General features: G+C 63.9%; 23 protein-coding genes. 10 read left to right on the forward strand and 13 right to left on the reverse strand.

The features are described 5' to 3' along the window. Window positions 1-1,413, forward strand: coding sequence for an MFS transporter (locus D8W71_RS08750; protein ID WP_121118852.1), 1,413 nt, complete (start codon window positions 1-3; stop codon window positions 1,411-1,413). 143 nt (window positions 1,414-1,556) lie between these two features. After that, complete coding sequence (locus D8W71_RS08755) at window positions 1,557-3,704, forward strand: thiamine pyrophosphate-dependent enzyme (RefSeq protein WP_121112719.1); 2,148 nt, start codon at window positions 1,557-1,559, stop codon at window positions 3,702-3,704. On the opposite strand, the gene D8W71_RS08760 is transcribed toward D8W71_RS08755, so the two are convergent. Continuing rightward, window positions 3,675-5,084: an amino acid permease gene (locus D8W71_RS08760; RefSeq protein WP_268959860.1), complete on the reverse strand. Its 1,410-nt coding sequence runs from the start codon at window positions 5,082-5,084 to the stop codon at window positions 3,675-3,677. The two genes, D8W71_RS08755 and D8W71_RS08760, sit on opposite strands and share 30 nt — an antisense overlap. A gap of 119 nt (window positions 5,085-5,203) precedes the next feature. Between D8W71_RS08760 and D8W71_RS08765 the strand changes: the two genes are divergently transcribed. After that, a complete protein-coding gene (locus tag D8W71_RS08765) occupies window positions 5,204-6,715 on the forward strand; it encodes a PucR family transcriptional regulator (RefSeq protein ID WP_121112721.1) in 1,512 nt (503 codons plus the stop codon). Here D8W71_RS08765 and D8W71_RS08770 read toward each other — a convergent pair. From D8W71_RS08770 to D8W71_RS08790, 5 genes are read right to left on the reverse strand one after another with little or no spacing between them, the layout of a single operon-like run. Next, window positions 6,712-7,146, reverse strand: a complete 435-nt coding sequence (locus D8W71_RS08770) for a GNAT family N-acetyltransferase (RefSeq protein WP_121112723.1) — start codon at window positions 7,144-7,146, stop codon at window positions 6,712-6,714. The two genes, D8W71_RS08765 and D8W71_RS08770, sit on opposite strands and share 4 nt — an antisense overlap. Beyond that, entirely contained in the window at window positions 7,143-7,766 is a 624-nt protein-coding gene (locus tag D8W71_RS08775; RefSeq protein WP_442972042.1) for a TetR family transcriptional regulator, read from the reverse strand. The genes D8W71_RS08770 and D8W71_RS08775 overlap by 4 nt, the downstream gene beginning before the upstream one ends. Window positions 7,767-7,803: 37 nt before the next feature. Beyond that, window positions 7,804-7,989 (reverse strand): rubredoxin, encoded by a 186-nt coding sequence (locus D8W71_RS08780; RefSeq protein WP_121112725.1) that lies wholly within the window; start codon window positions 7,987-7,989, stop codon window positions 7,804-7,806. 3 nt (window positions 7,990-7,992) lie between these two features. Further along, entirely contained in the window at window positions 7,993-8,160 is a 168-nt protein-coding gene (locus tag D8W71_RS08785; RefSeq protein WP_121112727.1) for a rubredoxin, read from the reverse strand. Beyond that, window positions 8,160-9,380 (reverse strand): alkane 1-monooxygenase, encoded by a 1,221-nt coding sequence (locus tag D8W71_RS08790; protein WP_121118858.1) that lies wholly within the window; start codon window positions 9,378-9,380, stop codon window positions 8,160-8,162. The genes D8W71_RS08785 and D8W71_RS08790 overlap by 1 nt, the downstream gene beginning before the upstream one ends. Before the next feature lie 293 nt (window positions 9,381-9,673). Between D8W71_RS08790 and D8W71_RS08795 the strand changes: the two genes are divergently transcribed. Beyond that, entirely contained in the window at window positions 9,674-11,851 is a 2,178-nt protein-coding gene (locus D8W71_RS08795; protein ID WP_121112729.1) for a glutamine synthetase III family protein, read from the forward strand. Window positions 11,852-11,927: 76 nt separating this feature from the next. Here the strand turns inward: D8W71_RS08795 and D8W71_RS08800 are convergent, their stop codons facing one another. Genes D8W71_RS08800 through D8W71_RS08810 form a run of 3 tightly spaced genes read right to left on the reverse strand, consistent with a single transcriptional unit; the run spans window position 11,928 to window position 14,976 of the window. Next, window positions 11,928-13,433 (reverse strand): tripartite tricarboxylate transporter permease, encoded by a 1,506-nt coding sequence (locus D8W71_RS08800; protein WP_121112731.1) that lies wholly within the window; start codon window positions 13,431-13,433, stop codon window positions 11,928-11,930. Continuing rightward, entirely contained in the window at window positions 13,433-13,972 is a 540-nt protein-coding gene (locus D8W71_RS08805) for a tripartite tricarboxylate transporter TctB family protein (RefSeq protein WP_121112733.1), read from the reverse strand. The genes D8W71_RS08800 and D8W71_RS08805 overlap by 1 nt, the downstream gene beginning before the upstream one ends. Next, window positions 13,969-14,976, reverse strand: coding sequence for a Bug family tripartite tricarboxylate transporter substrate binding protein (locus tag D8W71_RS08810; RefSeq protein ID WP_236077798.1), 1,008 nt, complete (start codon window positions 14,974-14,976; stop codon window positions 13,969-13,971). The genes D8W71_RS08805 and D8W71_RS08810 overlap by 4 nt, the downstream gene beginning before the upstream one ends. 111 nt (window positions 14,977-15,087) lie before the next feature. Between D8W71_RS08810 and D8W71_RS08815 the strand changes: the two genes are divergently transcribed. From D8W71_RS08815 to D8W71_RS08825, 3 genes are all read left to right on the forward strand, one after another. Continuing rightward, complete coding sequence (locus D8W71_RS08815) at window positions 15,088-15,501, forward strand: universal stress protein (protein WP_121112735.1); 414 nt, start codon at window positions 15,088-15,090, stop codon at window positions 15,499-15,501. A 112-nt stretch (window positions 15,502-15,613) separates the two neighbouring features. Next, entirely contained in the window at window positions 15,614-17,017 is a 1,404-nt protein-coding gene (locus tag D8W71_RS08820; protein ID WP_121112737.1) for a hemolysin family protein, read from the forward strand. Then, window positions 17,014-18,021 carry a hemolysin family protein gene (locus D8W71_RS08825; RefSeq protein WP_121112739.1) on the forward strand — a complete coding sequence of 336 codons (1,008 nt, stop codon included), beginning with the start codon at window positions 17,014-17,016 and terminating at the stop codon, window positions 18,019-18,021. The genes D8W71_RS08820 and D8W71_RS08825 overlap by 4 nt, the downstream gene beginning before the upstream one ends. A 219-nt stretch (window positions 18,022-18,240) precedes the next feature. Here D8W71_RS08825 and D8W71_RS08830 read toward each other — a convergent pair whose 3' ends face one another. Then, the gene (locus D8W71_RS08830; RefSeq protein ID WP_121112741.1) at window positions 18,241-18,723 is read right to left on the reverse strand and encodes a MarR family winged helix-turn-helix transcriptional regulator; all 483 of its coding nucleotides are present in this window, start codon (window positions 18,721-18,723) and stop codon (window positions 18,241-18,243) included. 152 nt (window positions 18,724-18,875) lie between these two features. On the opposite strand from D8W71_RS08830, the gene D8W71_RS08835 reads away from it, so the two are divergent. Further along, the gene (locus tag D8W71_RS08835) at window positions 18,876-19,961 is read left to right on the forward strand and encodes an AbrB family transcriptional regulator (protein ID WP_121112743.1); all 1,086 of its coding nucleotides are present in this window, start codon (window positions 18,876-18,878) and stop codon (window positions 19,959-19,961) included. Here D8W71_RS08835 and D8W71_RS08840 read toward each other — a convergent pair. Continuing rightward, window positions 19,958-20,443, reverse strand: a complete 486-nt coding sequence (locus tag D8W71_RS08840) for a DUF6764 family protein (RefSeq protein ID WP_121118862.1) — start codon at window positions 20,441-20,443, stop codon at window positions 19,958-19,960. The genes D8W71_RS08835 and D8W71_RS08840 overlap by 4 nt on opposite strands. Window positions 20,444-20,583: 140 nt before the next feature. Between D8W71_RS08840 and D8W71_RS08845 the strand changes: the two genes are divergently transcribed. Together D8W71_RS08845 and D8W71_RS08850 are read left to right on the forward strand one after the other, a co-directional pair. Next, window positions 20,584-22,065 (forward strand): MFS transporter, encoded by a 1,482-nt coding sequence (locus D8W71_RS08845; protein WP_121112745.1) that lies wholly within the window; start codon window positions 20,584-20,586, stop codon window positions 22,063-22,065. Next, window positions 22,052-22,627 (forward strand): TetR/AcrR family transcriptional regulator, encoded by a 576-nt coding sequence (locus D8W71_RS08850; protein ID WP_236077799.1) that lies wholly within the window; start codon window positions 22,052-22,054, stop codon window positions 22,625-22,627. Before D8W71_RS08845 ends, D8W71_RS08850 begins: the two co-directional genes overlap by 14 nt. A 13-nt stretch (window positions 22,628-22,640) precedes the next feature. Here the strand turns inward: D8W71_RS08850 and D8W71_RS08855 are convergent, their stop codons facing one another. Further along, entirely contained in the window at window positions 22,641-24,671 is a 2,031-nt protein-coding gene (locus tag D8W71_RS08855; protein ID WP_236077800.1) for a neutral/alkaline non-lysosomal ceramidase N-terminal domain-containing protein, read from the reverse strand. 47 nt (window positions 24,672-24,718) lie between these two features. Further along, on the reverse strand, window positions 24,719-25,093 hold the full coding sequence (locus tag D8W71_RS08860; protein ID WP_121112749.1) for a winged helix-turn-helix transcriptional regulator: 375 nt from the start codon (window positions 25,091-25,093) through the stop codon (window positions 24,719-24,721). Window positions 25,094-25,101: the final 8 nt, after the last annotated feature.

The raw sequence follows: 25,101 nt of genomic DNA on the forward strand, positions 1-25,101 counted from the left end.
ATGTCTCAGGACACGAACGAACCGGCCAAGGGTGCCGTCGAGGGAACGGACACCCTCGCCGCCAAGCCGACGCGTAGTACTCGCGACCTGACCAAGGCCGCGGTATCCGGCTGGCTGGGCACCGCAATGGAATTCATGGATTTCCAGCTCTACTCGCTGGCAGCCGCGATCGTCTTCAACCGGATCTTCTTTCCCGACGTCAGCCCCGCGATCGGCCTGATCGCGGCGATGGCGACCTACGGCGTCGGCTACGTCGCTCGACTCGTCGGAGCGATCTACTTCGGCCGCATGGGCGACCGCATCGGACGCAAGAAGGTCCTGTTCATCACCATCGCAATGATGGGCGCGTCGACCACGCTCATCGGCGCACTGCCCACGTACGACGCCATCGGAATCCTCGCCCCGATCCTGCTCGTCGCACTCCGGCTCGTCCAGGGCTTCGGTGCGGGCGCCGAGATTGCAGGCGCAACCGTGATGCTGGTGGAGTACGCACCGGACAAGCGTCGTGGCCTGATCGGCTCTCTCGTTTCTCTCGGTACCAACTCCGGCACGCTCGCTGCGTCGGGCATCTGGGCGATCCTGCTCGTCGTTCTCACCGACGACCAGTTGGTCAGCTGGGGCTGGCGCATCCCGTTCCTCGCCAGCTTCTTCCTGATGCTGTTCGCGATCTGGCTGCGATCGAACCTAAAGGAGAGTCCGGTCTTCGAAGAGCGCGCCGACGTGGTCGACGGTGTCGCCCTCACGCGTGACGAGATCGACAAGACCGACGCCGAGACCAAGGAAAGCGTCCTCGAATCCGGTCTCAAGCAGCGCAAGGGCCGCGCGTTCTTCGTCGCGCTGGGCCTGCGCTTCGGACAGGCAGGCAACTCGGGTCTGATCCAGACGTTCCTGGTGGGCTACATCGCCTCGACACTGCTGCTGGACAAGTCCATCGCCACGACGGCCATCGTCTACGGGTCGCTGCTCGGCTTCGTGACCATCCCGGTGATCGGCATCCTCGGCGACAAGTTCGGCCGGCGCCCGATCTACATGATCCTCAGCGCCGCGACGATGGTGTTGGCGTTCCCGTTGATCTACCTGGTCACCAGCGGCAATAATGCCACTCTCGTTATCGCCGTGGTTCTCGCCCTCAATATCGGTGTGCTCGGCCTGTTCTCGCTCGAAAGCGTCACCATGGCCGAACTGTTCGGTGCGCGAACCCGATTCACGCAGCTGGCGCTCGCCAAGGAAATCGGCGGCATCCTCGCCACAGCCATCGGACCACTGATGGCCGCAACGTTGACGGCCGTGACCGGAAGTTGGTGGCCGATCGCCGCCATGCTGGTGGTCTACTCCGCGATCACTCTGGTCTCGGCGTACCTCGCACCCGAAACCCGGGGGCGCGACCTGGTCAGGCTCGACGACGCAATCTGATCGGCGGCTCCGCCGCCCGTGCGTGAAAATGCACCGCAGAACGTAACTACCCACTCACGACCACCGACCTGGTCGTGAGTGGGTAGTTACGTCGGGGCGTAAGTACGCACGCACGGGCGGCGAAGCCGCATATCCTGGGCACCATGGCCGAGCCGATCGACGAGCACTTCCTCACGACCATCTCCGCCGCTGTGCCCGAACCCAGAGCGCTCGGCGCCGGACTCACTCCGGCCCGGGCGCTCGAGCTGTTCGACGCCCAACTCGGCAGCCGTCATCTGGATCTCGCGGCGCGGTGGCTGCGGGCTCAGGGCAGAGGTTTCTACACCATCGGCTCGTCCGGCCACGAATCCAACGCCGCCGTGGCAGGCGCGCTCAGAGCCACGGATCCTGCTCTGCTGCACTACCGTTCCGGCGCATTCTTCCTCGAACGAGCTCGCCAAGGCGGCGGCAGCGATCCCATCAGAGATGTCTTGCTCGGACTCGTCGCGGCCACCCCGGACCCCATCTCCGGCGGCAGGCACAAGGTATTCGGCCGTGCCGACCTCGCCGTAATACCGCAGACGTCCACGATCGCATCGCATCTACCTCGCGCGGTCGGAGTCGCCTTCTCCATCGCGCGGGCCCGCAAGCTGGGTGTGGAATCGCCGTGGCCCGCGGACGCCGTGACGGTATGCAGTTTCGGTGATGCGTCCGCCAATCACTCCACCGCGCTCGGTGCTGTCAACACGGCGGTCCACGCTGCGTACCAGGGTGTTCCGATGCCGCTGCTCTTCGTGTGCGAGGACAACGGGATTGGGATCAGCGTCAGGACGCCGAGTGGGTGGATCGCGTCGAACTTCGCCGAACGTGGGGGCCTGAAGTACTTCCACGCCGACGGCGGCGACCTCGCCGCAGCGTGCGGGGCCTCGATCGCTGCCGCGAATTGGGTTCGGATGCATCGTCGTCCGGCGTTCTTGCACCTCGAGACCGTTCGCTTGATGGGCCACGCCGGGTCCGATGTGGAGTCCTCCTACCGGACTGCGCGCGAGGTCACCGCGGACTTCGCCCGAGACCCGGTACTCGGCAGCGCTCGATTGCTCGTCGATGCGGGAGTGCTGAGCGCCGGCGACGTGATCGAGCTGTACGAGGCCAAGCGCACCGAGGTGTTGAGCGCCGCCCGCGAGATCGCCGAACTCCCACAGCTAACCGATGCGGCAGCGGTCATGGAGCCATTACGCGAGGTCGAGTGTGCGCTTCGTCAGACCTCGCCCCCAGTCGTCGAACTTGCCGAGGGGTCGACGCTCGCGCAGGCGATCAACGCCGCATTGCAGCAGATTCTGGACAAATATCCACAGTCGGTAGTGTTCGGCGAAGACGTCGCGCGCAAGGGCGGCGTCTACGGTGTTACCCGGGGCCTGCAGTCGAAAGCCGGAACGGCCCGGGTGTTCGACACGGTGCTCGACGAGCAGTCGATCCTTGGATTGGCCACCGGTGCAGGTGTTTCCGGTCTACTCCCGATCGCGGAGATTCAGTATCTCGCCTACCTGCACAATGCAGCCGACCAGATCCGGGGTGAGGCGTCGACGCTGCAGTTCTTTTCGAACCGGCAGTACCGCAATCCCATGGTCGTCCGCATTGCGGGATACGGATATCAGAAGGGATTCGGCGGGCACTTTCACAACGACAATGCCGTCGCAGCGCTGCGGGACATACCGGGGATCGTCGTCGCCTCACCGTCGCGGCCCGAGGATGCAGCGGCTGTGTTGCTGGTGTGTGCGGATGCGGCAGTGCACCACGGGGCCGTCTGCATTGTCATGGAACCTATTGCGCTGTACCACACTCGGGATCTGTACGAGGACGGTGACGGCGGCTGGCTCAGCGACGGTGGGTCCGGGTCCGCACAGATCGGACGGGCCCGGATCCACGGCGACGGAGCGGATCTCACCATCGTGACGTTCGGCAACGGCGTCAGGATGAGCATGCGCGTCGCACACCGGCTCGAAGAACGGGGGATCGGAGTTCGCGTCGTCGACCTGCTCTGGCTTGCGCCGCTCCCGGTGGACGACATTCTCACCCACGCCCGCGCCACCGGGAACGTCCTCGTCGTCGACGAAACCCGCCGGTCGGGCGGCGTCAGCGAGGGTGTGATCACGGCGTTGGTCGACGCAGGCTACGACGGTTCCATAGCCCGCGTCACCAGCGAGGACAGCTTCATACCCCTCGGTGACGCCGCGTTGCACGTCTTGTTGTCGGAGCAGACCGTTCTGGATGCGGCACTCGGGTCAGTCGGTTCGCGCCGGGCGACCGACTGAGTCTTTCGCTCCGGAGCGGTAGCGGTACAACCCGATTCCGACGACGACGACGGCGAGGCCGAGTGAGACGAACATCTGACTTCTGGTGTCCTCCAGCACGACCATGCCGATACACAGGCCGACGATCGCGACGATGGTCAGCCAGGTGAGGTAGGGGAACAGCCACATTTTGAGCTGGACCTCCCGGCCTTCGGCTTCGAGTCGGCGCCGCATCCGCAACTGTGAGATGGAGATGACAAGCCACACGAACAGGGCGATTGCGCCGGAGGAGTTGACGAGAAACAGGAATACGGTGTCGGGGGAGATGAAGTTGAGACCGACGGTGATGAAGCCGACGACCGTCGAAACCAGCACCGCCTGGCGGGGAACGCCGGACTTGCTCGTCGTCGCGAAACTCTTCGGTGCGTCGCCACGCCTCGACAGCGAGAAGATCATTCGGCTCGCGGTGTAGAGGCCCGAATTGAGGCACGAGAGGACTGAGGTCAACACGACGACGTCCATGATCGTTCCCGCTGCTGGAATACCGTAGGAGTCCATGACGGCGACGTACGGGCTCAGCGCCACCGATGCACTGTCCCACGGGAGCAACGTCACGACGATAGCGATCGAGCCGATGTAGAACACGAGGATGCGCCATACGACGGACTTGACGGCAGTGCGGACGGCTTCGACGGGGTTCTCGGACTCACCGGCCGCGATCGTCGCGATTTCGGCACCGAAGAACGAGAACACCACGACGAGGATGCCGGCGAACACCGCCCCTGACCCGTTGGGGAAGAACCCGCCGTGTCCGGTCAGGTTGGTCATCCCTGGAGCCTCGACGCCCGGGAGCAGACCAAGAATGGCCAGGACACCGAGTGCGAGGAAGATGACGATCGCGGTGACCTTGATTGCCGCGAACCAGAATTCGAACTCGCCGAACGACTTGACCGACGCGATGTTGGTCAGCGTCAACAGAATCATCAGGACGAGCGCCCATGTCCACTGCGGCACATCGGGGATCCAGCGGTTCATGATGACCGCGCCTGCGGTGGCTTCGATGCCGAGCACGATGATCCAGAACCAGGCATAGAGCCAGCCGATGCTGAATCCGGCCCACTGCCCGATCGCGCGGTCGGCGTAGGCCGAGAACGATCCGGTCTCGGGGTTGGCCGTCGACATCTCGCCGAGCATGCGCATCACGAGAATCACGACGATTCCGGCCAGTACGTACGAGACGAGTACACCGGGGCCGGTTTCGCGAATCGCGGCACCCGACCCGACGAACAGACCTGCGCCGATGACGCCCGCGATCGCGATCATCGAGAGGTGTCGCTTCTTCAACGTGTGTTGGAGCGGCGACCCGTGCTGCTCGGTCTCGTTGGCATGCTGTTGGGACAACTGAACTCCTGGTGGGGTGGTTGGGCTCGTTCGAAAGTGTGTCCCAGCTCTCGCTCGCCTGATAGGTGACACTTGGTACATCATTGGCTCTCGGGTGTACACAGTGGCACACTCGACCGATGCTCTCGACCGTGCGCCAACTGTGCGAGGACCCGTCCTTCGGTCTGCTGGTTCTCACCGGACACGACCGTCTGGATCGGGAGCTGACCTGGGCGCACATCTCCGACCTCGCGGATCCCACGCCGTTTCTCGACGGCGGTGAGCTGCTGCTGACCACAGGGGCTTCGTTGCCCGACGGGCGAGCTGCAGTGCAGAAATACGTGTCGTTGCTGGTGACAGCGGGCGTGTCCGCGATCGGGTTCGGCACCGGGCTCAGATTCTCGTCGGTACCTGCCGTCGTCGTGGATGCCGCCGAGCAGCAGGGTCTACCGCTGTTCGAGGTGCCGCTGGCCACGCCGTTCATCGCGCTGACCAAGGCGGTGTCGAAAGCGCAGACCAGGGACGACCTCGAACGATTGCGTTCCAACACGCACGATCAGCGACGCCTCATCCAAGCTGCGGTGAGCAGCAACGGCACACGCGCGACGGTGCGGCGGGTGGCCGAACTCGTCGGCGGATGGGCCGCACTCCTCGACGGCAAAGGGCGGATCGTCGAGTCCTCGGGGCCCGCGGTACTGCCGGGGGTGGCGCGCAGTGCGGACGCCAGGGCTCAGCGTCCGGCCGAGGCCAGCTTCGTGACGGTGGAGGGAGAAGACATCGTCTCGCATCCGCTCGCGGTGACGATGGGTAAAACTCTCGGCTACATAGTGGCCGGCCGGCCGGGAGGTGTCGGCGCAGTCAATCACGGTGCGTTGGTTGTCGCAGCTGCGCTGCTGACCTTGATCGTGTCGCGGACCGACGAAGCGCAGCAGACGATGCGGCACCTGCGGACCGTGGCGATGCATCAACTCATCGAAGGCAACGACGGGCTCGTTCGGCGAATATCGGGCGAACTGTGGGGCGGGTTCCCAGTCGAGCCGTTCAGGGTCCTGCACGTCGATGCAGGCGAAGCCGAGCGCGCGGCAGTCACGACCGTGCTCGAACAAAGCCTGTCGCGCGCAGTGGCGTTCGCCGCAATGGGTCGAGCACTACTCGTGATCGTGTCCGACACAGAGCTCGAACGCACCTTGGAACTCCTCGTCGACTTGCCCGCTCTCCAAGTCGGCGTGTCCGACGCCCACTGGTGGGACGATTTCGCGCGAGCGCGGCGGCAGGCGTCGCAGGCCGCGAGGGAAGCCCACAATGCGGACGGCGGCGTGGTCCGCTTCGAAGAAGTGACGTCGACGGGTTTGTCGGCGTACCTGGATCCGGCACGGTCGAGATCCTTCGCTGCCAATCACCTGTCGCCGCTTCGTGATCCCGCGCAGTACGGGCGCAGCGCCGAGCTGTACCCGACGCTTGCGGTGTGGTTGGCGCACAACGGAGTCGGTGACGCCGCAGCGTCCGAGCTCGGAATCCACCGTCACACCCTCCGTAAGAGGTTGGAACGAATCGAGGGCATTCTCGGGGTGGATCTTTCGTCACCTACCGACCGGGCCGAGTTGTGGCTGGAATGCCGACTGCTCGGCGATGTGCCGCACGCGGGGAGCTAGCGCGCCGTCCTTATCATCGGCAGATGGGGGATGCTGTCCTCGGTGTAGTTCGGCCCCGATCGTTCGAAACCGAAACCGCTGTACCACTTTTCGAGGTGCGCCTGTGCGCCGATCACGATGTCCGCGCCGCCAGCATGCTCGATGGCAGCCGTCATGAGTTGCGCGCTCAGTCCACGACCGCGTGCGGATGCAGCGGTGCAGACACGTCCGATGCGAGTTTCGTTCTCGGTTCGCAGCAATCGGAGCGTGGAGACGACAGCACCGTCCTCGGCATGCCAGAAGTGCACCGTCGAGGCATCTTCGTCGGCTCCGTCGAGTTCCGGGTAGGCGCAGTTCTGTTCGACGACGAAGACGTCGACCCGCAGTTTGCACAGGCCGTACACCTCGTGGCCGGACAGATCGGCGAAGGGAGCGCTATGTAGTTCGGTCACGCCGTGCCCTTGATGGTGTCGACGAACGGTGTCAACAACGACGCGAGGTCGGCCGCGACATCGGCCGAATTGGACGGCGGCATCGAGATGTAACTGAGCGCGAGCCGTACGACGGTCCGGCCGAGAACGTCCGCGTTGTGTGCTGACGCACGGAGCCAGCTGCGTTCGAACGTTTCCGCCAACCGACGTGCTGCGTGCTCGATCAGTGTGCCGCTCTCGGTGGTGACCAACCGGAGCAGGTCGGGCGGTGGATCGTCGGTCAGCATGGAGAGCACGAGTGGATCGGAGGCACTGCGGCCGAAGAACTCGGTGAACGCCACGTACAAGGTCCGCAGACTGTCGCCCTCGTTCGCGTAGACCGCGTCGTCGACGGCAGAGACGAACGTATCCGTCAGCCTCAGCGCGTAGCCCTGAGCGAGACCCTTGCGCGTTCCGAACTCCTTGTACAACGTCTGCCGACTGATTCCGGCGGACACCGCGACATCGGTCATGTTGACCGTCGACCACGTCCGTTGGAGCAACAGATCGTGCAGCCCGTCGAGAATTGTGGTGCGCATCAGTGACGTTGTCGCACTCTTGTAGGGGCTCGGGTTCGCCGGAGGGGTTGTCACGACGCCCAGTGTATCGGTCACCTCGACCTCGACCCGGCTAGCGCCGTCATGGCCTGCTGATCTCCACCATGAAGAAATCCGCCTTGGCGGCACCGCAGTCGGGGCAGCTCCAATCGTCGGGAATGTCGTCCCACTTGGTTCCCGGCTCGATACCGTCCTCGGGCCAACCGAGTTCTTCGTCGTACTCGAACCCGCACTGAATGCATTGGTAGAGCTTGAAGTCCGTTGCCATGAGTCATCCTGCTTTCTGTTCGAAATCGATTTTTTCTCGGACACCGCAGTCGGGGCACGGCCACTCGTCGGGGATGTCGCTCCACGTGGTGCCGGCCGCGAAACCCTCGCGCGGTGCGCCGGTGGCCTCGTCGTAGACGTAGTTGCAGACCGGGCACTCGTACGCTGCCATCACTCGGCTTCCGAGGATGCGCCGTAACGGGCAAGGATCTTCGCGCGCTTGCTCGGTTCGATGTTCACGGCCGTGATGTCACCGCGGTAGTGGTCCAACACCCTGTGGTCCATCACCTTTCGCCAGACCGGTGGGAAATAGGCAAGCGAGATCATGCTGGCATATCCGCTCGGCAGGTTCGGTGCGCCTTCCATGCTGCGCAGTGTCTGGTAGCGCCTGGTCGGGTTCGCGTGATGATCACTGTGCCGCTGAAGGTGATACAGGAAGATGTTGGTGACGATGTGATCGGAGTTCCAGCTGTGTGCCGGTGCGCAGCGCTCGTAGCGCCCTGATTTCGTCTTGGCGCGCAGCAGCCCGTAGTGCTCCAGGTAGTTGACCGTTTCGAGCAGCGAGAATCCATAGACCGCCTGAATTACCAGGAAGGGCAGGATTGTCGGGCCGAACACCGCGGTCAACACTCCGAACAGAACAACCGACATCAGCCATGCGTTCAGGACGTCGTTGCGAATGTTCCACGTCGACTTGCCGAGTCGATCCATGCGAGTCTTCTCGATATTCCACGACGACTTCAGGCTGCCCCACACGCTGCGTGGGAGGAAGCGCCAGAAGCTTTCACCGAACTTCGAACTCGCCGGATCCTCGGGTGTGGCGACGCGGACATGGTGGCCGCGATTGTGCTCGATGTAGAAGTGGCCGTAGAACGTCTGTGCCAGGGTGATTTTCGACAACCAGCGTTCCAGGCTGTCCTTCTTGTGGCCCATTTCGTGCGCGGTGTTGATGCCGATTCCGCCCATGACACCGATGCTGATGGCCAGGCCGATCTTGGAGGGCAAACCAAGTCCGCCGTCGATGCCCAGCCAGCTCAGGTTGTCGGCCGTCCAGAGATAGCAGGCGATGACAAGGCTGGCGAGCTGGAACGGGATGTAAATGTAGGTGCAGTAGCGGTAGTACTTGTCGTTCTCCAGCGCTTCCATGACCTCGTCGGGCGGGTTCTGGCCGTCCGGCCCGAAGAACCGATCGAGGATCGGCAGCAACCCGTAGACGAGAATCGGGCCGATCCACCACCAGATCGGCGAGACGCTGTTCCAGCCCAGCTGGTTGAACGCCCACACCATGCCGAGTGCGATGAAGGTCGCGGTCGGCGGCACCAAACCCAGCAGCCACAGGTACCGCTTCTTGTCATGCCACTCTTCGACTCCCGCGCTCGGCTGCGGGCTCATCTGGGTTGCCACGTCGTCCACTCCCTTTTCTCTCGGATAGAACCCACCGGGCGAGACGCCCGCAGTGGTGTCGATCACTTGGAACATGACAATACATCGAAAATGTAAACCTGGATAGACAAAAATGGATATTTGTCTACTTCGGTGTGATGTAGCCAGCCGCGAGGGATTGCCGCCGGGTGAATCGCAGTGGTCACAGCGGCGAAACACTGCCGCCATGCAAGGTTCGTACTCTCGCTGGGTCGGACTCCGCGAAATCCAGTTGCGGAGCGCACCTTGTCAAGGGGTAGCTCATGAGTGGAAATACCGTCCGCCTGCAGGCGATCAAAGACGTCGAGGCCTATGTCCCGCCCGCGGTCAGCTTCGTCGGGGACGAGAAGCCGGGCGAGATCTTCGGCGAGAACGTCTTCAGCAAGGTCGTCATGCAGAAGCGGTTGCCGAAGTCCGTGTTCAAGTCGGTCATGGCCACCATCGACAAGGGCAAGAAGCTCGATCCCCTGGTCGCCGACGCGGTGGCGTCGGCGATGAAGGATTGGGCGCTCGAGAAGGGTGCGACGCACTACGCGCACGTCTTCTACCCACTCACCGGCCTGACCGCCGAAAAGCACGACAGCTTCTTCGACCCGGTCGGCGACGGCAGCGCGTTGGCCGAGTTCGCGGGCAAGACCCTCATCCAGGGCGAACCCGACGCGTCGAGCTTCCCCAACGGCGGACTGCGCAACACGTTCGAAGCGCGCGGATACACCGGGTGGGATGTCACCAGCCCGGCGTACGTACTCGAGAACCCGAACGGCAACACCCTCTGCATCCCGACGGTGTTCGTGTCGATGACCGGCGAAGCGCTCGACCACAAGACCCCGCTGCTCCGCAGCCAGCAGGCGATGGGCGGACACGCCGAGCGCATCCTGAAGCTGTTCGGGCACGAGAACATCGAGAACATCGTCTCGTTCTGTGGCCCGGAGCAGGAGTACTTCCTCGTCGACCGCCACTTCTTCCTGGCACGTCCCGACCTGCTCAACGCCGGTCGCACGTTGTTCGGCTCCAAGCCTCCCAAGGGCCAGGAGTTCGACGACCACTACTTCGGTGCCATCCCCGAGCGCGTGCTGGGCTTCATGATGGACACCGAGCGTGAGCTCTTCAAGCTGGGTATCCCGGCGAAGACCAGGCACAACGAGGTGGCACCCGGTCAGTTCGAGATCGCGCCGATGTTCGAGCGGGGCAACATCGCTGCCGACCACCAGCAGCTGCTGATGACGACCTTCAAGACGATCGCCAAGAAGCACGGCATGGAATGTCTGTTCCACGAGAAGCCGTTCGAAGGCGTCAACGGATCTGGCAAGCACGTCAACTTCTCGCTCGGCAACTCCGAGCTCGGCTCGCTGCTGGTTCCCGGTGACAACCCGCACGACAATGCTCAGTTCCTGGTGTTCTGCGCTGCAGTCATTCGCGCGGTGCACAAGTACGGCGGGCTTCTACGTGCGTCGGTGGCGTCGGCGACCAACGATCACCGATTGGGTGCCAACGAGGCTCCGCCTGCGATCATCTCGATCTTCCTCGGCGATCAGCTCGCGGACGTGTTCGATCAGATTGCCAAAGGCGCGGCGACGTCGTCGAAGGGCAAGGGCACCATGATGATCGGCGCCGACACCCTTCCGGTGCTGCCGACCGACCCGGGTGACCGCAACCGGACGTCTCCGTTCGCGTTCACCGGCAACAGGTTCGAGTTCCGTGCGCCCGGTTCGATGCAGACCGTCAACGGGCCGATGGTCACGATCAACACGATCATGGCCGAGGCACTCGACTACATGGCAACCAACTTGGAAGCGGCCATTGGATCCGGCACCGATTTCGATACGGCCGTGCAGAATCTGCTCACCGAGATCATCACCGAGCACGGTGCCGTGGTGTTCAACGGTGACGGATACTCCGACAACTGGCAGATCGAAGCCGAGTCGCGCGGACTTCCGAACCTGCGTACGACGCTCGATGCCCTGCCCGAGCTCATCACCGACTCGGCGATGGAACTGTTCGAGAAGTACAAGGTGTTCAACCACCGAGAAATGCACTCGCGCTACGAGATCGGGTTGGAGCAGTATGCGCTGACGGTGTTCGTCGAGGCCCGTCTGACGCTGGAGATGGGGCAGACGTCCATCCTCCCGGCGGCTGTTCGGTATCAGACGGAGTTGGCCCAGAACGTCTCTGCACTCAAGGCAGCCGGGATCGAGCCGGACATGTCGGAGCTGCACGCCGTTTCCGAGCCACTCGCAGCATTGAAGACCGCGCTGGCCTCGCTCAAGGCCGCGTTGGAAAGCGATCCGGCTGGAGAGGTTCTCGCCGAGGCCGAGCACGCCAAGGATGCGCTGTTGCCTGCGATGGCAGCAGTTCGATCGGCCGCAGACGTCCTCGAAGCCATGGTCGCGGACGATCTCTGGCCGCTCCCGACGTACCAGGAAATGCTCTACATCCTCTAGGCCGCTACGCGGCATGTGAACGGAAATACATAGTGGGCTATGTATTTCCGTTCACATGCGCGAAGCGCCTACGCCTTTAGAAATCCACCTTCGAGCGAGCCCGGATCTTGCTGACGATCGTGAAGACGATGGCCAGGGTGATCAGGGCGTACAGAACGATCGTGATCGTGCTGCTCACGAGGATGGACAGGTCACCTTCGCTGACGGCGAGTGCGCGCCGTAGCGAGTCCTCGGCCAACGGGCCGAGGATCACCGCGATCAGAACCGGTGCCAGCGGAATGCCGTAGCGCCGCATCATGAATCCGAGGATTCCGAGTCCGAGCATGAACATCAAGTCGACGATCGACGCACTCGTCGCATAGACACCGAGCGCGGCGAACACCGAGATGCCCGCGTACAGATAGTTCTTCGGAATCTTCAGCAGTTTGGCCCACAGCGGCGCGAACGGCAGGTTGAGGATCAGCAATACGATCATCGCGACGAACAGGCTGGCGAGAAGCGCCCACACGATGTCGCCGCTCCGGTCGAACAGCAATGGTCCCGGTTGCATTCCGTATTGCTGAAATGCAGCAAGAAGAATCGCTGCCGTTGCGGACGTCGGTAGGCCGAGCGCAAGTAGTGCTCCCATGGCCGTACCCGCGGTGGCGTTGCCTGCGGCCTCCGGTCCGGCAACACCTTTGATCGCGCCTTTACCGAACATAGGGTTCTTGCTGCGACGGTCGAGTCTGCGCTCGGTGCCGTAGGCGAGGAAGCTCGGCACCTCGGCGCCGCCGGCGGGAATCACGCCGAACGGCACACCGAACGCGGTGCCGCGCAACCACGCCGGTAGCGCCTCACGGAACTCCGCACGGCTCAGGAACGGTCGACCCTCGGACTTGATGAGCGAGTTGTCTTCTGGTCGGCCGATTTTAGATGCGACATGGATGACCTCGCCGAGAGCGAGCATGGCCACGGTGATGACGACGATGTGGATGCCGTCGAACATCGCGGGAACCTCGAAGGTGAACCGCGACGCGCCGGATGGGCCGTCGATACCGATGACGGCGAGGGTCAGGCCGATCAGTAGAGCCGTCAGGCCTTTGAGGGCCGAGTCCGACACCACCGCGGAGGTTGCGATGAACGCGAACACAGCGAGCGCGAAGTACTCGGCTGGGCCGAAGTTCGTCGCGAGCGAGGCCAACGTCGGTGCGAAGAACACGACCAGCGTCGTTGCGACGATCCCGCCGATGAACGCGCCGATGGCGGAGGTTGCGAGTGCTTGCGGCGCTCGGCCGTTCTTCGCCATTCGGTGACCCTCGAAGGTCCCGGCGATGGCAGTGCTGTTTCCTGGTGTGTTCATCAGGATGCCTGCGATGGAATCGCCGAACAGACCACCGAAGTAGACGCCGGCGAACATGATCAGAGCGGCCGTGGGGTCGAGCGTGAACGTGACGGGCAGAAGAAGCGCGACGGCCATCGCGGAGCCGAGGCCGGGCAACACGCCTACCGCAGTTCCCAGGATGGCGCCGACGAGAACCCAGACGAGGTTCATCGGCGTCAGCGCGGTGCCGAACCCGTCGATCAGATTGCTCAGGGAATCCATCAGAAGACCTGAGCCAGGAGGCCACCGGGAAGGGTCAGACCAAGACCGGCGGAGAAAGCGATCTGTACCGCCGAGGACATCAACAGCGCGATGGCACCGTCGAACACGTACCGACGCGAACCCAATCCGATCGATACTCCCCAGAACAGCAGCGCACCGGCCAGAACCCACCCGAGTGGATCGAGTAGCGCGATGAACAGTGCGACGGCACCGACGGTTATGCCGAGTGTTCGCCAGTTGCTCACCGTGCCGGTCACCGGATCACCGTTGTCGTCGAGCCCGCGATCCACGACATCTGGTTTTAGCAGAAGCTGGATTGTGACCAACAGGGCAACGACGAAGCACCCACCCGCCACGATGGCCGGGAATACTTGCGGCCCAGGCGAGGTCGCCGTGGGCGGCACGTCCATGGTGACGGTTCCGTACACGAGGAAAATGCCGAGCGCGACGAGAAGCGCTGGAACGACGAGGCCACTGCGGCCGGTCCAGAAGCTCACGGGAACCGAGGTGGTTCCGGCGACAGGTGTATCTGTACTCATACCAACCCCAGCTCTCGGAGTATGTCGGTGATTCGGGTCTGTTCGACTTCGAGGAACTCGCCGAACTCGTCGCCCGTCTGGAACGAGACTTTCCATTTGTTACGTGCGACCGCAGTAGCCCACTGCTCGGTGTCCTGCATTTCGGTCGCGATTGCGATGAGCGTGTCCCGGTCTTCGTCGGAGATGCCCGGAGGTGCGACGATTCCGCGCCAGTTCACCAGGTCCACGTTGTATCCGAGTTCGACGAACGTCGGGACATCGATACCGTCGACGGGTTCGGGCGCGGCCACGGCCAGTGCCCGAACGTTGCCGGCCTCGATCTGGTCGCGGAAGTCGTTGTACCCGCTGACCGCGACGCCGACGGTGTTGGACAGCAACGACGTGAGTACCTCACCGCCGCCGGAGTACGCGATGTAGTTGATGGCTGCCGGATCGATATCGGCCTGCTGGGCGAGCTGACCCGCCACGATGTGGTCGATTCCGCCGAGGGAGCCTCCGCCTATGGGGAGGCCGCCCGGATTCTCGCGCCATGCCGCGATCATGTCCTCGACGTTCTGGTACGGGGAGTCCTTGGGTACGACGAACACCTCGAAGTCCTCGGCGAACTTGGCGATGGGCACGGTATCGGCGAGTGTCGTCTCGGAGTTGTTGATGGCAATGCCGCCGAGCATCACGGTGCCGGTGACCATGACCGTCGTCGATTGACCCGCGAGGCTCTCGAGCTGACTCAACCCGATCGTGCCGCCCGCACCAGGAACGTTGACGACCTGCGCGTTGTTGACGATTCCGTCGCTTCGGAGGGCCTGCTGCGCTTCACGCGCGACGAGGTCCCACCCGCCGCCCGCGGCTGCTGGGGCGATCATCGTCAGCTTCGCGCGAGCATCGGACCCGCTTCCACTGCGGCTCGCGTCGATACCCGCCACCGTCACGGCGGCGACGACGGCGACAGCCAGCAGAGACTTCGATACCGTGGGCGACAACCCCATGCGTGATTTCTTGCTCACTGTGCGAGCTCCGGTCGCGTTCGACCTCTCGTGTGATGTGTCACACCATGAGAGTAGATAGGCTATGTCTTATTAGTCCAATTCCCGAGGATCGTCTCGATCGGAGCCAGCATGACGGTAGCTGTCGTCGCAAGTGATTCACCCGAAGGCCGCGAGGCGCTCGTTCGCGCAGTGGAGGAAGCGGAGTTACGCGGCCTGCCGCTCATCGCGCTGTTGGTCGTCGACGCGAACTCCGTGTCCGAGGAGGACAGAGAGGCAACAACTCTCGCGACGCAGCAGATTCTGGCAAGCAGGGGCCTGGCCGACGCCGCGTTCTCGATCCGCGTCGAACCGGACGCGGGGGACCCGGCAGGCGCCATCGTCGACCTCGTCGCGGACACCGGTGCGAGCTTGTTGGTGATCGGTTCGAAGCGTCGCTCTGCCGTCGGCAAGTTCCTGATGGGCAGCACGGTGCAACGAGTTCTGCTCGACAGCCCGGTACCCGTCTTGGTGGTGAAGGCCGCCGAAGGTGGAGGCACCCGCTAGAATCGGACATTCACGTCCCACCCACAAGCAGAGGATTCATGGACAGCGATAAACCCGGGCCGGACACGGCCCCCCGCACTTGTTCGACTATGTGCGAGGCGGTGTCCGGCGAATGAGTGTGATTTTCACCCTCTTGCTCGGCTTCCTCGTCGTCTTCTTGATCACGGTAGCCACCGGCTATTTCGTGGCGCAGGAATTCGCGTACATGACCGTGGACCGCTCCCGGCTCAAGGCTCGCGCCGAGGCCGGAGACGCAGGTGCTCGTCGTACCCTTCAAGTCACCAAACGCACGTCCTTCATGCTCTCCGGTGCGCAGCTCGGTATCACCGTCACCGGATTGCTGGTCGGCTATGTCGCCGAGCCGCTCATCGGTCAGTCTTTCGGCACCATTCTCGGGGGAGTCGGAGTACCCACCGCGGTTGGTGTCGGTGTCGGCGCTGTCCTGGCCTTGCTGTTCTCCACTTTCGTGCAGATGCTCTTCGGTGAGCTGTTCCCCAAGAACTTCGCCATCGCGCGGCCGGAACCGGTTGCCATGTGGTTGTCGCTGTCGACCACCATTTATCTGCGCCTCTTCGGCTGGCTCATCACGATCTTCGATCACGCGTCGAACCTGCTGCTCAAGGCTCTGAAGATCGAGCCGGTGCACGACGTCGAACATTCGGCGACACCGCGGGACCTCGAGCACATCGTCGCCGAATCGAAAGACTCGGGAGATCTGCCCGACGAACTGTCCGATCTCCTCGATCGCATTCTCGATTTCCCGACGCGCACAGTCGAACATGCGATGATTCCGCGTTCGCGCGCTGCGACGGTTCGGGCCACCGACACTCTGGGGGATCTCAAAGTCCTCATGGGGCAGGCGCATTCGCGTTACCCGGTTCTCGACGAGGACGACGGGATCGTCGGCGTCGTGCACTTGCAGGACGTTCTGGCCGTCACTGATCGGGACGACGCCGAGGTCCGCGAGTTCGTCAGGCCCGCGTTGATTCTCCCCGAGACCCAGGCGCTTCCCGACGCGGTCGGTGAGCTGCGCGGTTCGAAGAACCAGCTTGCCTGTGTCATCGACGAATACGGCGGCCTCACTGGCGTCATCACCATCGAGGATCTCGCCGAGGAACTCGTCGGTGAAATTACCGACGAGCACGACGAGGACGAGCTCGACACCACTCCGATCGCGGGCGAGGACGGCACGTGGACGATGTCGGGAGAGATCCACATCGACGAGGTCGAGCGGTCCATCGACCACGATCTACCCGCGGGTGACTACGAGACGATCGCCGGATTCGTCATCACGCATCACGGTTCGCTGCCCACGGTCGGAACCACGATCGAGGTCGACCTACCCGCCGATTCCGCAGACCTGATCGGCGACGACGACGAGGCTCCAGAAAGGTATGTCTCCGTCGAGGTTCTCGAGATCGACAACTATGTGCCCTCGTCGGTTCGTCTGGAACTCGGCCAACGCGAACAGTCCCCGGAGCCGAGCGACGAGCGAGAGATGGACAACCACCGATGAGTAATCCTTGGATTTTCTTCGCTGTCACCGTCGGGCTCATCGCGGCGAGTGCGTTTTTCGTCGCGGTCGAGTTCGCGCTGCTGGCTGCGAAACGTCATCGGCTCGAGGACGCCGCGATGACCAGCCGGTCCGCTCGCGCGGCGCTCCGTAGCTCGTCCGAGCTCACGGTGTTGCTCGCGGGTTCTCAGCTCGGCATCACGCTGTGCACGCTCGCTCTGGGCGCAACGACCAAACCGGCCGTGCACTACTGGCTCACCCCGATTTTCGAGGCGTGGGGAGTCCCGTACTGGGTGGCCGACGTCGCGGGCTTCGTGCTTGCGCTCATCATCGTCACGTTCCTGCACCTGGTCGTCGGAGAGATGGCCCCCAAGTCGTGGGCGATCGCGCACCCCGAGAAGTCCGCGACGATGCTCGCTCTCCCGATGCGCGGGTTCATGTTCGTCACCCGGCCGATCCTGGTCGTGCTCAACAACATGGCCAACTGGTGCCTGCGGAAGGTCGGCGTCGAGCCGGCGGACTCCGTCGGCTCCGGTCAGAATCCCGACGACCTTCGTCAGCTCGTCGAGCACTCGGTGAACGTAGGTGCGCTCGACGCCAGCTACTCGGTCCAGCTCTCGGGGGCGCTGGAACTGCAGAATCTCACCGTCGGTGACCTCGTGTCGACGCCCGGTGTGCCGACGTCGGTGTCGTCGACGGGCACCGTCGACGACGTTCGTACGGCGTCGCTCGAATCGGGGCATCTGCGCATCCTGGTCAGCGACGGCGACAGCGTCAGTGGTGTCGTTCACGTTCGTGACACCTTGAACGGCGACGTCGCGCTCGCTGATGTCACCCGTCCGGTATTCACGTTGAGTGCGAGCACTCCGGTGTACGTGGCGCTCGCGTCGATGAGGGAAACGAGCAGTCACCTGGCGTTGGTGGTCGACGGCGAGCGGACCGTCGGCGTCGTATCGCTTTCGGACGTGCTGTCGAGGCTGCTTCCTACGGCGGTTGTCAACGCCTGACCGGCATGGAAAGCAAAGCAAGGGCAGCTCCGAGGTTCTCGGTGCTGCCCTTGCGTTTGGGGTCTCAGATCGGGCCGACGACCAACAGTGAGGCCCAGTAGATGGCGATATCGTGTCCGAGCTGGGGGAGCAAAGCGTCGTACAGCAGGTAGGACATGGTTGCGGAACTCCTGGTTAGGGCGTGCGGCCGCTAGCGATCCGATAGCGGTAAGAACCCCTTCATGTTTCACCAGAACCGGCCGTGTGGTCAACAGGCGATCCAGGTTCTTGTCGCTGTGCCAGTTTCCACAGGATCGGGGCGGCAAGATGCAGGACGTCGCGCTCGAGCTGGCTCAATTCGGACTCCATCGCCTGAGCGAGCCAGCTGTCTCGTTGTCGACGGTCGGCGGCGACGAGTTCGGTGCCGGAACCGGTGATGCGAATCAACAGTCGTCGACGATCACCCGGGTCGGGACTCCTGGTGACGTACCCTTCGGTTTCCAGAGCGTTGAGGTTGCTGGTCAAGGACTGAATCCTGACGCCTTGAAGTGCCGCGAGGTCGACCGGCGCGCTCGATCCACCGCTGCGTTCCACGTCGCCGAGAATCTGCATCTGACTCGGGGTGAGATAGTGCTGCGGTCGCTGACGGCGGAGTCGGCGGGTCAGCGCGAGTACCGCTTCACGTAGTTCGGACGCGCTGCGATAGAGCCTGTCGGTGCTCATATTCGATATCCCATGTGCATGTGGCCTCCCCGGTCGACTGAGCTCATAGCGTGCCAGGTCGCAGGCCCGCGCTCGTATTGATAAGAGGAACCGTACTAATGTCGGTTTCAATCCCGGGTTGATCATGAAAATAGTAAGCGTAGTCTTACTGTGTGCCTCAAACGATCTACCGATGTACCGGGCTTGTGTTCGCCACTGCAATCGTCTGGGCGGGGCTGTGGGCGGTCGGATTGTCCGCTGCCGCGCTGTTCGCAGCACTCGTGGTTGCTGCCGCTCTCGCAATCAAAGGACTGGCGCCGGGTCGCATACCTCGCCCTCTCGGCATGCTCGCCCAAGGCATCCTGGCAGTGAGTATCGGCTTCATGATCGACACGGACACACTGGCGGCCCTCGGCTCCAGTTGGCTCCCGGTCGTCGGTGTGTCGGTGGTAACCCTGGTGATGAGTGTGGGCGCGGGATCGCTTCTGGCGTTGCACAAGGACGTCGACGCTCTGACGGGACCGTTGTCGATGATCGCGGGTGGCGCGCAGGGACTGGTGGCAGTTGCGCGCGAACTCGGCGGCGACGAGCGAATCGTCGCGGTCGTGCAGTACGTTCGCGTCGGCCTCATCATCGTGACCATGCCGTTGGTCGCGACCGTTCTCTTCGGCGCCGGATCGAGTGCGGCAGTTCACGCTGCTGACGCCGGAAGTCCCTGGTATGTCGATCTTCTCGTCGTTGCCGGGTGCATCGCGGTGGGAATCGGATTCGCCAAGGTAGTTCGTATGCCGGCGCCGGCGACGCTCGGTCCGTTGATTGCGTCCGGTGCGCTGGAACTGTCGGGGTGGATCGACACGGTGTCCGCGCCGACGATTCTGCTGCCGATCGCCTTCGTGTTGATCGGGTGGCAAGCGGGCTTGGCTTTCACGCCCGCCAGTGTCAGGGCCGTCGGACGAGTGTTGCCGTGGGCCGTGCTCTTGATCGTGGTGGTAGGCGTCCTGTGCGCGCTGATGGGGCTGCTCCTGACCCACCTCACCGGAATCAGCCTTCTCGAAGGGTATCTGGCGACGACTCCGGGTGGGCTGTCCGCAGTGCTGGCGGTCTCGGCAGCGAGCGGTGCCAACGTCACCTTCGTCGCTGCAGTACAGGTGGTGCGGCTGGTGATCATGCTGTTCGCGGCACCCTTCGGTGCCAAGGCCTTCGTCGCGCTCCGCTCTCGACGTGCGCGAAAGGCGGAGCGCGAGAAGGTGCCGGTCTAGCCGATGCAGCCCTGCAGGGTGGTGAAGCTGCCTGCGAGCGAAGGTCCGTCGCAGACGGCGCCGGTGGGGGTCAGGGTGACGGTCGCACCAGGTCCGGCGACTGCGATCGACAGTCCGGGTCCGACGCCTTCGTTCACGGCCACGCTGCCCGGGCCGAATGCGATGGTCGCCGGGCCTGCTCCGAGTGCGCCGTCCGCTACTGCCGTGCCTCCGGCCAACCCGAGCGCCAATGCGGCCGTGTTTCCGATGGCTGTCGCCGAACCCCAGCCGTCGAATCCGAAGCCTGCCGCGGCGGACGTAGCGTCAGCCGTGCTGTCGCACTGCGAGAGACCGTCGAGCGCAATCTCGGCAACTCCACCCGGTGCTGTCGTACATCCCACAGGCGCGGCGGATGCGGTGCCGGGCATGATCAACGCGCAGGCGCCTGCGATCGAAAATGCGGCGGCTCCGCCGATGGTGCGGACGAGTGTGGTTCTGGACATGATGGCCTCCCGATAGGTTCGTGCCGGACGTCCTTCACGCTCCACCGCCGCGAGCACGGCAATGCGACCACGATGGTCACAGAACGGTCACGGAAACATCTCCGCACGGTAACGCCATCCGAGTGGCTTATCATCAGCTGATGACATCGATTGATGACAAGCGCCGAGACGAAAAGCAGTCGTCCGTTCGAGATCGCGCGCTCGTACCGGTTCTGATTGCCGTGTGCACGATCGTGGCAGTGGTCAGCAGCGTGGGGGCGCCGCTGATCCCGACGGTTGCCGAGACGTACGGGGTGTCGTTCACGGGCGCACAGTGGTCGCTGACCATCGCGATGTTGACCGGAGCCGTCACCGTTCCCATCCTCGGACGGCTCGGGGACGGGCCTCGCCGTCGCCCTGTCTTGATCGTTGCGCTGGCAGTGGTCGCGCTCGGGTGCGTGTTCGCCGCTCTCCCCGGCAACTTCGCGATGCTCGTCATCGGCCGCGGGCTTCAGGGCATCGGATTGGGACTCATGCCACTGGCTATGGCCATCGCGCGGGATCATCTCAGCGCACGCCGCGCGCGATCCTGCGTCGCAGCATTGTCGGTCACCGCCGTCGCGGGCATCGGACTCGGCTACCCACTGACCGGCGTGATCGCCCATTACTGGGGTTTCCATGCTTGCTTCGTCGTTGCCGCGGTCGCGTCTCTCGGAGTTCTGCTCGCCGCAGTCCTCGTCGTACCGAGCAGCGGGCACCTCCAGCACCACCCACTCGATGTGTCGGGTGCATGCCTGCTCGCGGCGGGCCTCACCTCGTTCCTGCTCGCGATCAGCCTCGGCGGGCAATGGGGGTGGTCGTCGATCCCGTTGATCGGATGTCTCGTCGCGAGCGCAGTCCTTCTCGGCCTGTGGGCTCGGCACGAACTGCGGTGCGAGCATCCGATCGTGCAACTTCGCCTGCTGCGCAACCGATCCGTGCTGACGGCCGACGTCACGGGACTGCTCGCGGGTATCGGAATGTTCGTGATGTCCTCGACGGTCATTCGGTACGTGCAGACCCCGGCGGACACCGGGTACGGACTCGGCCGGTCCGCGATGATCGCGGGCCTGGTGCTGGTTCCGTTCTCACTGGCGAGCGTCGCTGCCAACAGATTGCTGCCTATCGTGAGTCGATGGTTGCCCCGCAACCTGATCATGCCGATCGGCGCGCTCGCATTCGTCGCCGCCCTCATGCTCTTCCTGGTCGGGCGGTCCGAGCTCTGGATCGTATTCGTGGTCATGGGAATTGCCGGACTCGGAGTGGGGTTCACGTTCGCCGCGATGCCCGCGTTCATCGTCAGTGCTGTTCCCGCACACGAGACGGGGAGTGCGCTAGGGGTGAACACCGTTACTCGAACCGTCGGAGGTGCCATCGGAAGTGCACTCAGTGCAACGGTTCTCGCCGCGTACACCCTCCCGGGTGCTGTGTTTCCGACCGACGACGGGTACTCCGCCATCATCGTCGTCGGGGCTGGCCTGTGGGTAGGGACGGCCGTGCTGGCCCTGGTGTTGCCCTACGCGCGGCGCAGGTCGAGCACACGGACTGCCACGTACGATGTGACCGACCGTTCCGAGGAGGTCTTGAAGAGTGCCAGTCGATAACCCGCGGCCAAGTGACGGTTCTCGGACCAGAAATTCGGCCAGAACTAGGCAAGATCTGCTCGACGCCGCCGCGGAGCTGTTCGGTGAGCGAGGCTACGAGAAGACGACCACCCGCGAGATCGGTGATCGCGCAGGTGCCGACCCTGCCTTGATCGCACGATATTTCGGGAACAAGGCGGCGCTCTACTTGGCGACCTTGCCCACCGACGACACGGGCTCCGAGCTCGCCGACATCGCTGATCCTGCGCGTATCGGGGACTTGATCGCGCGGGTCGGTCAATTGGGATCCGGGCCGGTACTTCAAGCCGTCATGCGGGCGCACGACGACGCAACCGTGCAGGCTGCCGCATCCGACCGTGTCGACAAGCGGCTGACCGAGGGTCTCGAACGCCGAATGCGCGAGAGCGGGCTGAGCTCCCCGCGGCTGAGGGCGCAGCTTGCGGCGGCAGCGTTGTCCGGCATCGCACTGGGCCGCGTCGCGGGGACGCTGGAGGAACTGGCATCCGCCGATCAGGACGTGGTGGTAGCCCTGACGGCCCGGATGCTCGGATCACTGCTGTGAGTCACGTCGCGCTTCACGCCACGTCGAAGGCCGCGGATGTCCCGACGAACGGCGTCAGCTGCCCGTCCAGTGAGCGGGAATCGCCGAAGTAGCGGATTCGATGGCGCCCCGCCTGCGCTGCCACCGGGATGTCCCACACGACGGTGGTCGTCGTGATCGGGCCCGCGTTCTCGAACAGGATCTTGGTGGACCAGTCACCGTCGTCGTGCACCCGGACCCAGTCGGAGCCGTCCTCGCGTTCGACGGCGAGATAGGTGTCGTCGTGTCGAAGATTGGAATTGGGATTGCTGCCGGAAAACGTCACCGTCACCTGCTGTCCGCGTGCATAGGAGGGCGCGGGTTGAGCCAGGGTCTGTCCGAATACCGTTCCTGGAGCTGCGATGTCGAGGAGTGGAACACCGCCGGGTGAAGTGGGGATCGACCCCGTGAGGTCACCCGTCGGACCCCCGCTCTCGATTGCGGTGCCCTCGCGCATCGACGACGCGAGGTCCGCCGCGATCTGTTCGGTCGCCGGCAGTTGCCAGCGTCCGAATGCTGTTGCGCCGCCCTCGTAGTCCTGCTGGTCGTACTCCTCGGGAGTGGTCACGTAATGCCCGTACCCGTTGGTGTACCCCTGGATGACGATCAGCTCGCGGTCTGCGCCCAGAGTGTTCGCCAACACCGTTCTCAGTCTGGAGCCAGCCATGACGGTCGGTTCGAACGGGCAGGTGAACAGGTAGAACGCGCCGATGCGTACCAGGTGGAACGGGAGGACCTGCTGAACGATTCCAGGGATCAGGCCCACCGGCAGAATGACGTCCTTGGGCGCGTGGGCGTCGCGAAGCCACCCTGGCATCACGAGCGAACTCAGCGCTGCGAGTGCGGGATTGCCGCCTCGTTCGCCTTCCTGCAGCCCCAGTGCGGGCAGTCCTCCGCCGTCTTCCTGGCTCGATGCGGCAAAGGCAGCACCGAGTGCGGCAGGAGCGGTGGTGTGGGTACGTCCATCACCGGTGAATTCGGGCCGGACGGTATAGCCGGAGAAGTCCACGTACATCCATCGGACCTCGATTCCGCCGGTGACGCGTGTTCCCGTCGTTCCGGTCTGGGCGCGGGCCGCTTCGAACTGGCGTAGTCCGATGATGCGTGTGTTGTCGAATTCGTCGTCGGTGGGCCCGGTTCCCGGCTGCTTTCCGAGATTGGGGGTGACGTCACCGGGGGCGGACTGTGCGAAGGCCGCGACGAACGATGGATCGGCATAGTCGACGCCGGCAACCTCACGCTCCCAGTGCCAGGACGCGTAACCCTTGTTGTCGCTGCTGACGAGCAGGTTCGTCGCCTTCATCGAGGTACCGTGTGTCGCAAACCAATTGATGACGCCGACCAAGGCGCCGTCGCGCATCAACTGTAGGTCGACCGATCGAGGGTCGATCTTCGACGGGAATTCGGCGGCGTCGGGATTGCGATCGAACGCCAGCGGCGAACGGTTGACGCCCGCATCGTTCAGTGACCCGGCGGTGATGACGACGTGCCCGGGTTGGACGTCGTCATGAGCTCGGACGACGGCGTCGACGATGCCGGATACGTTGGCCTCGAACGTGATCGGGCGGAAGCCGAGCGTGGTGATGTCCACGAGCAGGTGACCGTCGGTACCGCCGGGGGCTGCGTGCGTGTGCGTCGCGGACAGAAGGACGTTGCCGCGGTGATAGAGGTCGCCGAACCTCGAGGCGAGTCGCGTCAGAACCTCCTCGAAGATGCTCTCGAACATCAAACCCACCTCGCACGTGACGTGGGCGAGGCGCTGAGACGACGCGGTGTCGACGAACACGAACGCGCGTGCACGCTGGCGGAGGTGGAGCCCAGCCGACGACTGTTCCAGTACTGCATAGCCGTTCAGGCCGGCGCCGAGAGGTTCCCCGGTCATGTCGCCGATACCGCGGCCCACATCGATCGCGCCATCCGAACCGGCGGGCGACGCCCACGCGGATGGGGATCCGAGCGTCGTCGATGCGAGTGCTGCCACGCCCGTCGCGGCTAGGAATGTTCTTCGGGTCGGCGCAGAGTTCACTCGGAGTACGTTATCGGCCACGTGCGCGCGTGTACTTCGAACGAGATTCAGCGTTTGTCGTGAGCCTCGCGCGAGGCCAACACGGCCGGGAGGTTGGACTGCATCAACTCGATCAGGCCGGTCAACTGCTCGGCAACGGCGCGGCCGAGCGGTGTGAGGCTGTACTCGACCTTGGGCGGAATGGACTCGAGCACGGTGCGCACCACCAAACCGTCGCGCTCGAGCGTCTGCAGCGTCTGGGACAGCATCCGTTCACTGACGCCGTCGACGCGTCGGCGGAGAGCGTTGAATCGGTAGTCACCCTCGGCGAGCGCGGCGAGAGAGAGGATGCCCCACCTGCTCGTCGCGTTCTGCAATGCCTCACGCGACGAACAATTCCGCGCGAAGACGTCGGCCTCGAGGGAAGGGTCGGTGTCGGTCACGTTGACAA

Source organism: Rhodococcus sp. P1Y, assembly GCF_003641205.1.
In the GTDB taxonomy this organism is placed as follows: domain Bacteria; phylum Actinomycetota; class Actinomycetes; order Mycobacteriales; family Mycobacteriaceae; genus Rhodococcoides.